Source organism: Falseniella ignava (genome assembly GCF_002847645.1).
Lineage (GTDB): Bacteria > Bacillota > Bacilli > Lactobacillales > Aerococcaceae > Falseniella > Falseniella ignava.
In genome coordinates this window covers 166,225-181,447 of record NZ_PKHE01000001.1, presented here as the reverse complement: position 1 = coordinate 181,447, position 15,223 = coordinate 166,225, and the positions used below count along the sequence as shown (strand labels likewise).

Annotated in this window: 12 protein-coding genes and 1 rRNA gene; 4 read left to right on the top strand and 9 right to left on the bottom strand. The window is 40.4% G+C overall.

Translation table 11 applies throughout. From position 1 onward, the window contains the following. Positions 1–61 (bottom strand): 16S ribosomal RNA (locus CYJ57_RS00950); the annotation flags it as partial. Between the two features lie 407 nt (positions 62–468). On the opposite strand from CYJ57_RS00950, the gene gshAB reads away from it, so the two are divergent. Then, positions 469–2,739 (top strand): bifunctional glutamate--cysteine ligase GshA/glutathione synthetase GshB, encoded by a 2,271-nt coding sequence (gene gshAB, locus CYJ57_RS00945; protein ID WP_180764344.1) that lies wholly within the window; start codon positions 469–471, stop codon positions 2,737–2,739. A 64-nt stretch (positions 2,740–2,803) separates the two neighbouring features. Here the strand turns inward: gshAB and lplA are convergent, their stop codons facing one another. The 5 genes from lplA to CYJ57_RS07785 all read right to left on the bottom strand — a co-directional run bounded on the left by lplA (position 2,804) and on the right by CYJ57_RS07785 (position 8,913). Further along, positions 2,804–3,811 carry a lipoate--protein ligase gene (gene lplA, locus CYJ57_RS00940; protein WP_101953696.1) on the bottom strand — a complete coding sequence of 336 codons (1,008 nt, stop codon included), beginning with the start codon at positions 3,809–3,811 and terminating at the stop codon, positions 2,804–2,806. 11 nt (positions 3,812–3,822) lie between these two features. Then, entirely contained in the window at positions 3,823–4,905 is a 1,083-nt protein-coding gene (locus tag CYJ57_RS00935; RefSeq protein WP_006700925.1) for a M42 family metallopeptidase, read from the bottom strand. Positions 4,906–4,990: 85 nt separating this feature from the next. Continuing rightward, complete coding sequence (locus CYJ57_RS00930; RefSeq protein ID WP_101953695.1) at positions 4,991–6,244, bottom strand: ABC transporter permease; 1,254 nt, start codon at positions 6,242–6,244, stop codon at positions 4,991–4,993. Between the two features lies 1 nt (position 6,245). Then, positions 6,246–6,974 carry an ABC transporter ATP-binding protein gene (locus CYJ57_RS00925; protein ID WP_101953694.1) on the bottom strand — a complete coding sequence of 243 codons (729 nt, stop codon included), beginning with the start codon at positions 6,972–6,974 and terminating at the stop codon, positions 6,246–6,248. An 88-nt stretch (positions 6,975–7,062) separates the two neighbouring features. Continuing rightward, complete coding sequence (locus CYJ57_RS07785) at positions 7,063–8,913, bottom strand: hypothetical protein (RefSeq protein WP_180764343.1); 1,851 nt, start codon at positions 8,911–8,913, stop codon at positions 7,063–7,065. Positions 8,914–9,446: 533 nt separating this feature from the next. Here CYJ57_RS07785 and CYJ57_RS00910 point away from each other — a divergent pair. The 3 genes from CYJ57_RS00910 (at position 9,447) to CYJ57_RS00900 (ending at position 11,321) form a co-directional block, all read left to right on the top strand. Continuing rightward, the gene (locus CYJ57_RS00910; protein WP_180764342.1) at positions 9,447–9,983 is read left to right on the top strand and encodes a QueT transporter family protein; all 537 of its coding nucleotides are present in this window, start codon (positions 9,447–9,449) and stop codon (positions 9,981–9,983) included. A 116-nt stretch (positions 9,984–10,099) separates the two neighbouring features. After that, the gene (locus tag CYJ57_RS00905) at positions 10,100–10,849 is read left to right on the top strand and encodes a threonine/serine exporter family protein (RefSeq protein ID WP_101953690.1); all 750 of its coding nucleotides are present in this window, start codon (positions 10,100–10,102) and stop codon (positions 10,847–10,849) included. Between the two features lie 10 nt (positions 10,850–10,859). Then, positions 10,860–11,321, top strand: coding sequence for a threonine/serine exporter family protein (locus CYJ57_RS00900; RefSeq protein ID WP_101953689.1), 462 nt, complete (start codon positions 10,860–10,862; stop codon positions 11,319–11,321). A 113-nt stretch (positions 11,322–11,434) separates the two neighbouring features. Here CYJ57_RS00900 and CYJ57_RS00895 read toward each other — a convergent pair whose 3' ends face one another. Genes CYJ57_RS00895 through CYJ57_RS00885 form a run of 3 tightly spaced genes read right to left on the bottom strand, consistent with a single transcriptional unit; the run spans position 11,435 to position 15,218 of the window. Then, entirely contained in the window at positions 11,435–12,055 is a 621-nt protein-coding gene (locus CYJ57_RS00895) for a V-type ATP synthase subunit D (RefSeq protein WP_006700917.1), read from the bottom strand. Between the two features lie 6 nt (positions 12,056–12,061). After that, positions 12,062–13,438, bottom strand: a complete 1,377-nt coding sequence (locus CYJ57_RS00890) for a V-type ATP synthase subunit B (protein WP_006700916.1) — start codon at positions 13,436–13,438, stop codon at positions 12,062–12,064. Position 13,439: 1 nt separating this feature from the next. Beyond that, positions 13,440–15,218, bottom strand: coding sequence for a V-type ATP synthase subunit A (locus tag CYJ57_RS00885; RefSeq protein WP_006700915.1), 1,779 nt, complete (start codon positions 15,216–15,218; stop codon positions 13,440–13,442). Positions 15,219–15,223: the final 5 nt, after the last annotated feature.

Sequence of the window (15,223 nt, the reverse complement as noted above, 5' to 3'; positions counted from 1 at the left end):
CTTGCATGTATTAGGCACGCCGCCAGCGTTCATCCTGAGCCAGGATCAAACTCTCATGAAAGATCATGAGTCTCGATTGACTCTAAAAATTTTACTAGCTTTTGTTTTTTTAATTGGTTGCCTCCAACTATGTTTCGAATTTATCGTTGTTCCAACTTGCGTTGGACCCTTTCACATTTGGTGTGTTTGTCTTTGTTCAGTTTTCAATGAGCTTGTGTCGCCTCCAAGAAGCAACTTCTATATAATAACAAGGTTAATTTGAGAAGTCAATACTTTTTTCAAATTATTTTATTATTATTTTTCTTCGTTCGTTTTCCTGAACGACGAATGCAAAAACTATATTACCACCTCTTATTCAAGGAGTCAATACCTTTATTTTAATTTTATTATTATTTGCATTTTATTACCTATTTTTTCTCTTCTATCGTTATAATAGAAGCAATGAACATTTTAATAGGAGGTATCACGATGACACTTAACGAATCTTTTTTCTCGATTCAACAAGTCGCCCCACTTTGGCATAGCACTCTAGGTATTGAGCGCGAAACTTTAAGAGTACAACCCGACGGAACAATTTCTTCTTATCCACACCGTAAAGATTGGGGAACTCGTAATCATCAACCTTATATCCAAACCGACTTCGCAGAAAGCCAAGTTGAAATTATTACACCCCCTGAATATACAGCAGATCATTTAATGAGCTGGCTAAAAGCAGCTCATCAAATTGTGTCCGAAGATATTGTTGAAGAACAAGATTTGTTGTGGCCTTTTAGTATGCCCGCATGTATTCCAACTGATACAACTAAAATAAAGATTGCCCAATTAACGAACCAAAAAGAATATGCTTACCGCGAAGGACTTGCGCGACTTTATGGAAAACATGTGCAACTAATATCCGGAATTCATTACAACTTTCAGCTAAATCCCGATGTTATCGAAGCTAATTATCAACAACATGGCGGGCAAGAATCTTTCATTGACTATCACAATGAGACTTATATGCATTTGGTTCGTAATTATTTCCGATACCGTTGGTTTTTAACTTATTTCTTGGGTGCTAGCCCTTATGTCGCTGAAAATTATTCAACTAACTTTTATGGTAAACCGCATCAAATTCCAATGCGCTCTATTCGACAAAGTCGTTATGGTTATCAAAATAAAGAAACTGTTGTAATGGACTATACAGACTTATACTCTTTTGTACAGACGATTGAAGCCGCCTTACAACGTGGCGACCTACACTTGGAAAAAGAACTTTACCGGGATGTTCGCTTAAGAGGCGCATCTCCGACTCGCGACCTTCTTAAAAAAGGAATTAGTTATTTAGAATTTCGAAATATTGATATTAATCCTTATTTACCATATGGAATTGATAAAGAAACGATTAATTTTATTCGTCACTTCTTAATTTCTATCTTGTTCTTAGAAGATGATCGCCAAGATAACCAAGTTGTAGAAGGTCATCAAATGAACTACCGAATCGCCGAAGCTCATCCATTAGATGCGTGTCCTTTCAAGGAAGAAGCACTTCATATTATTCAAGTAATGGACCGTGTAAATCAAGAACTATCATTACCTTATTGGCCATCGAAACGTGAATATTTAATTCAAGCATTAGACCAACCGGAGCTCACTTTGGCCGGGCAAATTGTCACTGAAACACCAGATTCAACTGACTACTTAGAAATGGGTCTTACCTTAGCACAACAACATCAACAGACAATGTTAGAGCAACCCTTCTTACTTCATGGATTTGAGGATTTTGAGTTATCTACTCAAGATGTCCTTAAGGAAGCGATTCGCCGAGGAATTCGAGTAGATATTATTGATAAACAAGATAATTTCTTACAGTTATCCTATAAAGACCAACAAGAACTCGTACGCAATGCGAATATGACACGCTTAGACTCATTGATTACATACTTCTCAATGGAGAATAAAGTCGCTACCAAATTTATTCTATCGCAAAATAATATTCGAGTTCCTAACGGAAAAAACTTTAACACTTTTGAAGCTGCGAATGCATATTATAGTCTCTTACCGAATACGGGACTTGTCATTAAACCAAAGAATACTAATTACGGTATTGGTATTTCAATCTTTGTTGATAAACCGAACGAAAAAGAATACCAAGAAAGTATTCTTTTGGCTTTGGCCGAAGATGATACTGTGATTATTGAAGAGTATGTCAAAGGAACTGAACTCCGATTTTATTTACAGAATCATGAAGTGCTGGGCATCGTTGAACGACAACCTGCGCAAGTGATTGGGGATGGAACATCTTCTATTCAACAGTTGATTGAAAAAGAAAATCAAAATCCTCTCAGAGGTGTCAAGCATATGGCGCCGATGACCACATTGGAGCTAGGTTCTGTCGAGATATTACAATTAAAACATCAAGGCTTAACAGTAGATTCGGTACCCGAAGCAGGACAAATTGTTCACTTACGCGAAAATAGTAATGTGTCAACCGGAGGGATTTCGATTGACCGAACCCACGACGTTCACCCTTCCTATATTCACCTAGCACAAAATGCAGCTCGAGCACTCGATGCTCACTTCTGTGGTGTTGATATGATTATCGAGGACTATTCTGTACCGGCAGACAATCATAATTATGCTATTATCGAAGCGAATTATAATCCAAATATTACTATTCACCGCCATCCCGGCGAAGGTGAACCACGCCTGCTTGGTAAAGCGGTCTTGGAAGAGTTATTCCCTGAGGCTTTCTCGTAATTCATAACACAAAAAGCGTATCGCTCATTTTTTTGAGCGACACGCTTTTTATTTTAAAGTTAAATTAGGCAAAGATTAATTCAACAATTTCTTCTACGGTTGTTTTGCCGAAATAATGGACAACATCGACATCTTTCAGTGCTTCAATCACCGCTTGACGTTCGTATTTTATGCCCTCAAGCTTTGCTTCCACATCTGAAATATTGCCTAACCCGAAGAAATCGCCATAAATACGCACATCTTGCATTTTACCTTGGCGAACATTAAAACGAACATCCACAAAACCAAATGGGAATTTATGGCTTTGTTCGTATTGGAAATCAGGTGACTGACCATAGTTCCAATCCCAATTACCCATCCGTTCTTCGCGTATCTTCATAACGCCTTCCCAATCTTTGTCTGTTAATTTTAATTCTGGGACATCTTCACGGCGGTCAACACCAAAGATTTCTAACAGTAAGCGATCGCGAAATTCTTCAATCGTTAAATCCTTGTACTCTTCTGAAACATAAGGTTTAAGATTCGTAACACGTGACCGGATAGATTTGACCCCTTTAGACTCTATTTTCGCCTTGCGGGGTTTAAGCGCATTCGTTACTTCGTCTAAATCCGAATCAAACAAAATTGTTCCGTGAGCTGTCATTCGGCCATCTTTTGCATACATCGCATTCCCAGAGAATTTCTTACCATCGATAAGTAAATCGTTTCGCCCTTCTAAAACAGCGCCTGTCGCTCCCATTTTGTGAAGTGCTTGAATCACCGGTTTAGTGAAACTTGCAAAATCTCGGAAAGATCCATCATCATCTTTAATGAAACAAAAACTTACGTTCCCAAGATCATGATAAACTGCTCCCCCACCAGACATCCTACGGACAACATTAATGCCGTGCTCATCAACATAAGCCTGGTTGATTTCCTCAGCCGTATTTTGGTTACGGCCGACAATGATCGAAGGTTTATTGATATAGAATAACAAAATCGGTTCATCGACTAATTTGTTTTCTACTAAATATGTCTCTAAGGCAATATTTAAATCTGCATCGTAATTCTGCCCATTATCGACAAAAATCATAATTTGACCCCCTATGCGTTATCACGGATACGTTGGAGGGCATCCGCATCTAATTCATCTAAAATTGCATTTACAAGTCGTACAGTATTCTTGTAGTCATCTTCATGAATCACTGAAGTTTCTGAGTGTAAGTAACGAACAGGAACTGTGATTGCAATAGATGGAATACCTGTTTGTAAAGTATGGAATGATCCTGCGTCCGTTCCACCGCCTGGAATGAAGGTATATTGGAATGGAATATCATGTTTTTCTGCCACTTCAATCACAAAATCACGTAACCCTTTATGTCCTACCATTGACGCATCATAAACAATGACTTGAGGCCCTTTTCCTAATTCACTATCTGCTTCTTGAGCCGTCATACCTGGCGTGTCCCCTGCAGTCCCTGTATCTAAAGCAATCGCAATATCTGGTCTCACTAAGTTAGGTGATACTTTCGCACCACGCAGACCAATTTCTTCTTGCACGTTGGCTCCAGAAAACAGAATGTTTGGATGTTTATTTTCGTGGGCATGCTGTAATACATCGATAGCTACCGCACAACCAATCCGGTTATCCCAAGCTTTACCAAGCCAGAATGGCGTATCGTTCATGCGACGTGTCTTAATATAAGGAGTTACCATATCTCCTGGACGGATGCCCATTTCTTCGACTTCTTCTTTAGAAGAAGCGCCCACATCGATAAAGACATCTTTAATATCGATCGGTTTATTACGCACTTCTGGTGTCAAAACATGCGGTGGTTTTGATCCAGTCACGCCAATATATTCTTTACCGTCACTTGTTGTAACCGTTACTTGGTGTGCTAGAACAACTTGACTCCACCATCCACCAATCGTGATAAAGTGCAGGAAGCCTTTATCTGTAATGCGGTTGACCATGAACCCAACCTCGTCCATATGGGCAGCCATTAAAATTCTTGGCCCTTCTTTGTCCCCTGTATGACGGGCAAAGATTCCTCCTAGACCATCTTCTAGAAATTCTTCAGCGTAAGGTTGTGCTTCTTCTTTAAATAGTTTACGCACTTGGCCTTCGTTACCTGCAATCGCATTGGCTTCAGTTAGTTTGACTAACAATTTTTCATTGATTTCCATTTGAACACCCTTTCTTTCATACTCTCTTCAGTATACACCCGTTTCACTATTTTGTTAACCCTTTCGTAGCTTCTCTTTTGTAATCCTACTTAACTCGGCTACGACGAAGATGACGCTGGTACCACCAACTAGCATACCATCGATTCCACACCCATCCGACTAGGAGCCAAATTGGTAGTAACAACCAAGAATGACTCGAATGCGTCAAGTAGGCTGACAATTGATAAACAAGGGATTGGCCCAATAGAATATATACCAAGCAAGTCTGAAATGAGGATAAAGGGTTCATTGTTAGACCATCTTTAGGATATAACAGCATCATTGGATGGGATTCATAACGCGTTAATAGATTGACTAGTTGAATGCTCGTAAGTAAATGACCCGCGAGCCCTAATGCAAGTTGCATTAAGAACGATTGCGTGCAAAGTATTAAGATGGCGAAAAAAATCATAACTCTTAACCATACACCGCTATACGCCCCGTTACGTGTTAGTGCACGACTAAAAATCAGATGGTACGGACTCGTTTTCAGTCTCTGAATTGGACGCATCAATCGCTCTAGACAGTAATTATATCGAATCGGCGGTACCAATTGTGGGACATCCGCAAAAATACTTACCCAACGGTAAAATTGTGCCTGTCTTTGTCTTTCTAAGTCCACTACGGTATCGAATTGCGGCCATGAACTAGAAACATTACGGCAATCCACCGCTAACAATATTAGAATAACTAAACATAGCACGATTGCTAGCATCCCATTCGTAGGGTGAATAATACCCCAGGTAAAAATAATACTCAGCATCACTTGAATCCAACGTGAAGGTGAGGTCGTCCATCTTGCTAACCCCAGTCGATAAGTTGTCAAATAATTCGTCATGGCTTGAATAAATCGGAAACTGATAACAAGTATGAGTAAAAGGGGCCATTGTGAGATGGTATATGGGGTGACGGTGGCGATGATTGGATACATCACAACGAGTACAACACAATTTACTACAATTGGCAGAATCATCCCAAATAAAATTCCTTTTGTCCAATAATGCCGCCAATGGGCTCCTTGCGGATACAAATAACTTGCGTCTGGAGCAAGCGTCAACCATAACGGGGAACCTACCTTCAATATTAATAGCATTAAAATTCCTATCACTAAGTAGAACCACCCAGGAGTGGGTTCCGAATAATTTAGTTGAAGAAAGAGAATCAGTTCACGGTAGTATAACCCTAAGAAAGATAAAATTATGACGACGAATATTGAAAAATGATCATTTAAAATTAATCTGGCATATTTCCCTACTTCGTTTAGCCAATTCTTTAAACGTTTCGACCATAGGTTGTTCATCTTAATTCACCTCGGCCAGTTTTAAGTAGATTTCATCCATCGTTGCACCAGGTAACTTGAATTGTTCTTGAAGTTGCGATAGATTTCCATCCGCAACGATTTCACCTGATCGCATCAATAAGTAACGATCCGCTAATTGATCGGCCATGCTCAACACGTGTGTTGTAAATAAAATCGTTGCCCCAGCTTTTGCTCGCTGGCGCATCAAGTTCATTAAATCTTGAATTCCTACCGGGTCCAAACCTAAAAATGGTTCGTCAATGATAAAAATCGTCGCATCCGTTACAAACGCACAAATAATCATAACTTTTTGTTTCATTCCCTTTGAAAAATGAGTCGGGAACCAATCCAATTTATCAGCAAGACGAAACTTTTCGAGCATCGGTTGCGCTCGCTCCATAATAAGGCCTAATGGTAATTGATATCCGAGTGCAACCATCTCTAGATGTTCACGCAACGTTAACTCTTCATACAAAATTGGGGTTTCAGGAATATACCCAATTGAGCCTGCATAGCTCATTTGATCATCTAATAAAGATATCCCATTTAATAAAACTTCTCCTTCAAGAGGTTGAATTAAACCTAAAATCGTTTTGAGTAAAGTAGATTTCCCTGCTCCATTCAAACCGATAAGCGAGACTACTTCACCCGGGTATAACTGGGCATTAATGTGTTTGATTACCGGAATTCGCCGATAACCGCTTGACAAATTATTGATTTCAATCGACATCTTTTTCTCCTTCTATCGATATAATATGTGAAAAAGAGCACGACGATTCATGTTGTCATGCTCTTAGTAAACGATTGTTCGTTAAGAATTACTCATCTTCTTGAGTTGTTTCATCCGCTTGTGCCTGATTCGCTTCGTAATAGAATAACTCTGGTTGTTGTTCCCCTAAATAATCTAGAAACTCAATATTTCGGATAGCTGGATCTCCTAAGCGTGTCCATAAGTAACGGACTTGCAATATATCCCCTTGATATTGGTGTTCAACAATTGATGGTTCTTTTAATGAGTTAATTAAGTTCAACGCTGTCAGTCCGCGGTTGGCTAACTCACCAATTTCATCAACTTGAATGCCAAACTCTCCATCGAGTTCTGGGGTCCGATTTTCCAGACGAATCGATACAAGTTGATCATCGTTTTGGCTTACCGTAATTTCTAGTAAAATTACTTTTTTGTTTGAATAGCCGTAGTATTGATACCACTTGTATTCACCTGCCTCTTGAAATTCCGTCGGTTCACCTATTATTTCTTCAACTTGGGCTCCTGTTACTTTTTCGCCTTCTTCAACAAGCGCAGTCAGTTTAGCGTAATTATTCATTACGTCTTCAACATCCACTAATTTTTCCGGATCGTAATCACCTTCTAAAGCATATTTCGCTAAAAATTCCTGCGCCTCAGGATCACGCTCAACTTCTGCACTCGTTGTCTCTTCAGCAAAAGTTGTTTCAACGAAGTCCGTAATCGAAGAAAGATAAACGCGCAATCGCTCGACCGCTACTTGATTGAAACTATAGCGGGTCACTGTTTCTTCAGAGATACTTTCATGAGAGCGAATAACATCTTGATCTAACACAATCAGTTCATGCGGGTGATCTTCCATTTCTGATGGCATCAATACGGATGTGTAAATAGTGTCTTCTACTTTTATTTGATAGAAGCTTTCAACCATAATATCTTGTCGTAACAAATCGGATACTGGGCGATCCGCTAAGCGTGACAAGAATGCTGGATGAACTTGTCCTTCCGTTTCTGTTGACTCGCCTTGGCTTAATCCTGCACCAACCCAGTGACCTTGCGCATTAAAATCTAATACTAAATAAGCTGCTGGATCGATTTCATTGTCCACGGTATAAATAAACCGGAACGCATCTTCACCAGATTCTATCGCCTCAGGCTCACCTAACTCTTCAAGGTATGCGTACATATCTTCATAGATGGACCCTTTGTTTGCATCAGCTAGGTCTCCCAATTCAAACTCAGTGTGTAGGGCGCGGTATACTTCCCATACTTTATCAAAGTTAGGGTTGCCAAGAGATTCTTCGAGTAAATACGTCAATAATTCTTCATTCGAAGAAACTTCCTGTACAGGCTCTTCTACCGGTGCAGTCGGTACATCAACCCGCTGTTGGTAGCTAGGATTTGGTACTTGATACACAGGAGGTTGGGGTCTCGGTGGACGCGGCGTTGTTTCCGGCGCAGGAGTTGTATCTTTTTCCTTGTCGTCTTCCTTATCCTTATCTTTATCTTCGTCTTTGTCTTTGTCCTTATCTTTGTCTTTGTCTTTGTCTTTATCTTTGTCTTTGTCTTTATCTTTGTCTTTATCACCGTCTGAATTATCATTCGATGATTCCTCTGGTGGATTTGGGGTATTGTTTTCCGAATCTTTATTATCTGGGTTTTCTGAATCTTGATCTTTTGAATCAGTATTACCAGGGTCTGGATTTGTCCCATCATTTTCAGAACCTGAGTTTGAATTATCTGGGGTAGTACCCTGTCCTCCATCCGGATTATTCGTTGCTGGAGGGTCCGCTGGTACATCTCCATCAACTACCTCAGATACAGCATTATCATCATCTGTTGCTAATACAAGTGAGCTAGCTTGCGCTAACACCATATTTACACTTAGCAGTCCGACCATCATACGAACTAGCGATTTCTTCATAATTTCACTCCTTAGTCTTGATTCCCGCTTATTATAACATTATTTTTCAGCTGAACATATTAATTTGACGTTACATTGTTTTAAAAGAGTTCGATTAGCGAACCTATTTAGATTTTCGATTCTAAATAGGTTCAGGCGGGAAATCTATTTGGATTTCAGATTCTAAATAGATTCAAGCGACAAACCTATTTGGATTTCAGATTCTAAATAGATTCAAGCGACAAACCTATTTGGATTTCAGATTCTAAATAGATTCAAGCGACAAACCTATTTGGATTTCAGATTCTAAATAGGTTCAGGCGGCAAATCTATTTGGATTTCTGATTCTAAATGGATTCAAGCGACAAACCTATCTGGATTTCAACATCCAGGATAATTCGACAAAAATAGTGATCAAAATATCAGGATTGCTTTTTATAGTGAAAGTGTTAGAATAGGAATGTTGTCTTACAACACTGCACCACTTCAGCAGAGTACTGCTCATCGTCCTTTGGGTGCAGTTATTACTAGCATTGCTATAAAGGAGAATGGATATGTCAAATCAACAAAAATCATACGGTACTAACCAGACACAAGGTTTAGTACGTGGCGCTTTAGTTACCGCATTGTATATCGCTTTAACGGTGGTCGTTGCCCCTGTCGCATATGGTCCAATTCAGTTTCGTATTTCTGAAGCTCTGAATTTTATCGGCCTGTATAATCGCCGCTATATCTACTCAATTACACTTGGTGTAATGATTGTCAATTTCCTACAGTCCAATCTGTTGGACGTGGTTGTGGGTGGGTTCCACACTTTAATATCATTACTCATTGCACGTTGGTTAGGTGAAAAAGTCGTTCAGTGGCTGGGCGAAAAGGCTAAACATCCCCTTTTCGTTCGTTACATCGTAATGACCTTCGTGTTTACGGCGACCATGTTTATTATCGCTTGGATGCTAATCCACTTAGGCTATGAAAATTATTTCTGGCAAACCTACGGTGTGCTTGCACTATCAGAATTCATTGTAATGACCTTGGGAGGTCTCGTAATGTACTTCTTGATTGATCCACGCATTAATTTTTATCAATAAAATAATGACCAGTAAGTGGGACGACTTACTGGTCTTTTTTTCAAGTAAACTTTTGCATTATGATATTGATTTATTAGACATTATCTTGAATAATAGATAACAGACAGGAGGGTATTATGAACGAAGAATATAAACAAACAGTCCTGACCACCGCTCTGTTAGCAGGACGTATTATGATGGAATCCGGATCGGAAGCCTATCGTGTTGAAGATACGATGTTAAGAATCTGTCGACATGCTGGATTTTTAAATGCAGAAAGTTACGTTACTGCTACCGGTATTTTCCTAAGTCTTAATGACCTGACTGGTTCACAGCTACAACAAGCGCGCCGACGCTCTACGAATTTCGAACGCATTGCCAATACCAATCAACTTTCACGTCTATACACTAGCAATGCGATTACATTAGAAGAATTAAATCATCGTCTACAAGAAGTTGACATTAATACCCCCAATTTCCCTTTCTGGTGGAAAATTATTTGCGCAGGGATTGCTTCAACGACCTTAATGATTATTATGGGCGGTTCATATTACGACTTTCTTGCCGCTATTCCAATCGGAGCAGCTGGCTATGTTGTTTCAGTCTTGGTCTCAAAATACACTGGCCTATTATTTATTAATGATCTTTTCGCTTCGATTGTGATTACATTCTTAGTTTTATTATTAGAAAATTTGGGGCTTGTCACTGACCGAGATATGTTAATTGTTGGGACGTTGATTCCACTCGTCCCAGGGCTCGCCATTACTGCGGCTTTTCGCGATTTATTCGCAGGGCATTTGCTAACAGGGATTGTTCGAAGTGTCGAAGCCATTATTACCGCCTCAGTGCTCGGTATTGGTATTGCCTTAATGTTAAGTAGTATGTAAGGAGCAAGCGATGGTTTATATTGAACAATTTATTATGTCCTTTATTCCAAGTTTATGCTTCGGAATTATACTCAATGCTCCGCGACGTATCTTAATCCCTTGTGGTTTAATTGGCGGTTGTGCTTGGATTGTAACCTACGCAACGATGCAGGCTGGGACGAATGTTGCGATTGCAACTTTTCTTGGAACCTTAATGATTAACTTCTTATGTGTCTATTTTTCACGTCGACAAAGAGTTCCCGCAATTATTTTAAGTATTCCAGGTATTGTCCCCCTTGTTCCCGGGGGTCCTGCTTATACTGCTGTGCGCTATGCGGTAGAAAGCCGCTATATCGAAAGCTTCGAGCAAATATTAATTGTCATTTATGTTTCAGGTGCAATCGCAGTTGGGTTTATGGTTGGAAATATGGTTGAAAGTAAGTTCACCCACTATCTCTCACGAAATCGCCTGACCCGTACAAAACAACCTTAAAAATCAATCTATGATAAATAACCTTCACCGATTCTTTCAAGGTGGAGGTTATTTTGATTTTCTCTAAAAAAACTCAACAGTGTTTATTCACTGTTGAGTTAAACTGTAGCCTCTTATTGATCAAAATCTTTAATTTTCATTAGACGGGTAATTTCTGCCCGCTCATTTTCGTCGAGTTTAAGTTGAATATACTTGATCGTTTCTTTCAAGTCAGGAATTGTACGCTCTTCTAGCGCGTTTACACGACGGCGTGTGCGTTCAATTTCACCGGCTAAAAGTTGACACGCTTTTTCCAATTCGGCTAACTCTAACATTTTAGGGAGCGCTTCGTTGAAACTTGTTAACGTATCATCTAAATCTGCATTCGAATTCAAGTAACCATACTTCAATTCGTTGTCTTCTTCACCGGAAAAATGCATTTCAGGAACTTTGACACTCAACATATTCTTTCGGTCAACGTCCAAACGGACATCGAATGTCGGAACGAGTGCGATTTGCTCTAAATATTCTTCATGGAGTAATGCTTTTGATAAAGCGAAATTTTGCATACCACGTTTTAAGATGGTTTCAACTTCTTCACGAAGTTGTGCATTCTCACGAATCATATTAATGAAGCTTTGCATCAACCCATCTTGTTTGTCTTTTAAGATTTTATGACCTTTGGTGGCGACGGCGAGTCTCTCTTTCAATACTGTGAGCTCCATCCGAGTGGGATTCACATTTAATCGAGCCATCGTTCATCACTTCCCTTCAGGCATATATTTCTCAATCAATTCCTCGCTAATACGGGTTAATTCCGTTCTTGGGAGAATACGTAGTAATTCCCAACCAATCTCTAAACTATCTTCAATACTGCGGTTTGTATAGTAACCTTGGTTAACGTACTTCTCTTCAAAAGCGTCTGAGAATTCTAAGTACTTCAAGTCCGTTTCAGTCAGAGCTGAATCCCCTAAAACCGAAGCTAAGCTCTTCGCTTCTTTACCTTGTGCGTATGCAGAGAAGATTTGGTTCATCGTTGACGCATGGTCTTCACGCGTCTTACCTTCCCCAATTCCGTTATCTTTCAGACGCGAAAGTGACGGCAACACGTTAATCGGTGGTTGTAACCCTTGGTTGTATAAATCACGAGACAAGATAATTTGTCCTTCTGTAATATAACCCGTTAAGTCAGGGATCGGATGCGTAATATCATCTTCTGGCATCGTAACGATTGGAATTTGTGTCACTGACCCCGTTGAACCTTCGATACGTCCTGCACGTTCATAAAGCGTTGCTAAGTTCGTATATAGGTAACCTGGGTAACCACGACGACCTGGCACTTCACGACGCGCTGCGGAAACTTCACGTAATGAGTTCGCATAGTTCGTCATGTCTGTCATAATAACTAAGACGTGCATATTCTTTTCAAATGCTAAGTATTCCGCAGCAGTTAACGCCATTTTTGGTGTCGCTAGACGTTCAATCGCTGGGTCATTCGCTAAGTTAATAAAGACTACCGAACGGTCAATCGCACCGGTCTCAGTAAAGTCATTGATGAAGTATTGCGCTTCCTCGAAAGTAATCCCGATGGCTGCGAACACTACCGCAAAGTCTTCATCTGAGTTTAATACTGTCGCTTGACGAGCAATTTGCGCCGCTAACTCTTTATGAGGTAGACCAGACCCTGAGAACACTGGAAGTTTTTGTCCACGAACTAAAGTATTTAAATGGTCAATGGTTGAAATTCCTGTCTGAACGAACTCATTTGGATAGTTACGCATTACAGGGTTAATCGCTGCTCCGTTAATATCAAGTGATTTCTCTGCAATCAGTTCTGGTCCCCCATCACTAATGCGTCCCATTCCATCGAAACGGCGTCCGATCATATCTTCAGACACATCTAATGTTAAAGGTTTGCCTAAGAAACGAACTTTTGCATCAACCTTATTAATTCCAGATGAACCTTCAAATAACTGAACGATTGCTGTGTCACCTTCAGCTTCAAGGACTTGTCCACGGCGAATAGTGCCATCGCCTAATTCAACGTTAACTAACTCGTCGAATTTTACGCCTTCCACACCTTTAACGGTAACTAATGGGTCTACAACAGCAGATAATCCTTTATGTTCTTTTAACATCTTATGCGTCACCTCCATCTTGCACCACTTGACGGATTACCGCATCAATGACTTCGCGAATTTCTCCGTAAGCTGTTTCTACTTGATCTTCATGGATGTATTTCATACGTCCAATTCGTTCACGTAATTCTACCGTGCCTTCAATCACATCGGTAATATGTGTTCCGAGCTCTAAGGCGTGTTTTACTTTATCTTCAAAGTGAAGAATCGTTTGAAGCATTTCAGATTGTTTCTTCAAGCTTGTATACGTATCGACATCATCGTAAGCATTTTGTTGTAAGTAGTCGGTACGAATCATTGCTGCAACAAGTAATTTAGCGCGGTCTGAGTCGGAGAGTGAATCTACCCCAACTAGACGAACAATCTCATCTAATTCTGCTTCCTGTTGTAGTAATGAACGTGTATGCGTTACGGCAGCATCCCAATCCATTCCAAGGCGCTCGTTTAATTTCTTATTCAAATCTGATGAATAAAGTGAGTAAGAACTTAACCAATGAATCGCTGGGAAGTGACGACGACGTGCTAGCGTAGCATCAAGACCCCAGAACACTTTAACAACACGTTGTGTGTTTTGCGTTACCGGCTCTGAAGTATCCCCACCTGGAGGTGATACCGCACTAATCGCTGTAATACTTCCTTCACGCGCAGGTTGTCCAATCGTTGTAACAAATCCAGCACGTTCATAGTATTCTGCTAGACGAGATCCTAAGTAAGCAGGGTAACCTTCGTCCCCTGGCATTTCTTCAAGACGACCTGAAATTTCACGCAGCGCTTCCGCCCATCGTGAAGTTGAGTCAGCCATGATGGCAACCGAGTATCCCATATCACGGAAGTACTCAGCAATGGTAATACCCGTATAGATTGACGCTTCACGCGCCGCTACCGGCATGTCCGATGTGTTCGCGATCAGAATCGTACGGTCCATAATTGATTCTCCAGTATTTGGGTCTACTAATTCTGGGAACTCATTAATAACTTCCGTCATCTCATTACCACGTTCACCACAACCTACGTATACGACAATATCTACGTCAGCCCATTTTGCAATTTGGTGTTGTACAACGGTTTTACCCGCTCCGAATGGTCCGGGAACCGCTGCCGCTCCACCTTTTGCAACCGGGAAGAGCGTATCAATAACACGTTGACCTGTAATCAGCGGAGTTGTCGGTTCATGTTTTTCAGCAATTTTACGCGGTTGACGAATTGCCCAACGTTGAATCATATTAAATTCACGGTCACCTTCGGCTGTTTCTAACACGTACACGGTGTCTTCAACTTTGAAGTCTCCTTCGTGAATTTCTTTCACAATACCCGTTACACCGATCGGCACCATAATTTTATGGTTAATAACCTTTGTTTCTTGAACTTCACCGATGATGTCACCTTCTTGGACTTTATCACCAACTTTAGCAACTGGCGTAAAGTGCCATACACGGTCACGATCTAATGAAGCCACCTCGATACCACGGGCAATAAATGAACTATTTGATTGTGTCGCAATATCTTTCAGTGGACGTTGGATTCCATCAAACATTGAAGACATCATACCTGGTCCGAGTTCAACTGATAGAGGTTGTCCTGTAGGGAATACAGGTTCACCTGGTCCGACCATCGATGTTTCTTCGTAAACTTGGATGAAGGCTTCATCTTCACGGATTTGAATAATTTCGCCAACTAATTTCGCTTCGCCGACATAACAAATGTCACGAATTTTGGCTTCTTCTAAACCAGTTGCAGTGACTAGCGGTCCTGAAACTGATTGAATAATTCCGGAATTCAATAATC

What these genes read in the sequence shown, in the direction of transcription:
- gshAB (WP_180764344.1), top strand. Translation starts at nt 469, where the DNA reads ATGACACTTAACGAATCTTTTTTCTCGATTCAACAAGTCGCCCCACTT.
- lplA (WP_101953696.1), bottom strand. Translation starts at nt 3,811, where the DNA reads ATGATTTTTGTCGATAATGGGCAGAATTACGATGCAGATTTAAATATT.
- CYJ57_RS00935 (WP_006700925.1), bottom strand. Translation starts at nt 4,905, where the DNA reads ATGGAAATCAATGAAAAATTGTTAGTCAAACTAACTGAAGCCAATGCG.
- CYJ57_RS00930 (WP_101953695.1), bottom strand. Translation starts at nt 6,244, where the DNA reads ATGAACAACCTATGGTCGAAACGTTTAAAGAATTGGCTAAACGAAGTA.
- CYJ57_RS00925 (WP_101953694.1), bottom strand. Translation starts at nt 6,974, where the DNA reads ATGTCGATTGAAATCAATAATTTGTCAAGCGGTTATCGGCGAATTCCG.
- CYJ57_RS07785 (WP_180764343.1), bottom strand. Translation starts at nt 8,913, where the DNA reads ATGAAGAAATCGCTAGTTCGTATGATGGTCGGACTGCTAAGTGTAAAT.
- CYJ57_RS00910 (WP_180764342.1), top strand. Translation starts at nt 9,447, where the DNA reads ATGTCAAATCAACAAAAATCATACGGTACTAACCAGACACAAGGTTTA.
- CYJ57_RS00905 (WP_101953690.1), top strand. Translation starts at nt 10,100, where the DNA reads ATGAACGAAGAATATAAACAAACAGTCCTGACCACCGCTCTGTTAGCA.
- CYJ57_RS00900 (WP_101953689.1), top strand. Translation starts at nt 10,860, where the DNA reads ATGGTTTATATTGAACAATTTATTATGTCCTTTATTCCAAGTTTATGC.
- CYJ57_RS00895 (WP_006700917.1), bottom strand. Translation starts at nt 12,055, where the DNA reads ATGGCTCGATTAAATGTGAATCCCACTCGGATGGAGCTCACAGTATTG.
- CYJ57_RS00890 (WP_006700916.1), bottom strand. Translation starts at nt 13,438, where the DNA reads ATGTTAAAAGAACATAAAGGATTATCTGCTGTTGTAGACCCATTAGTT.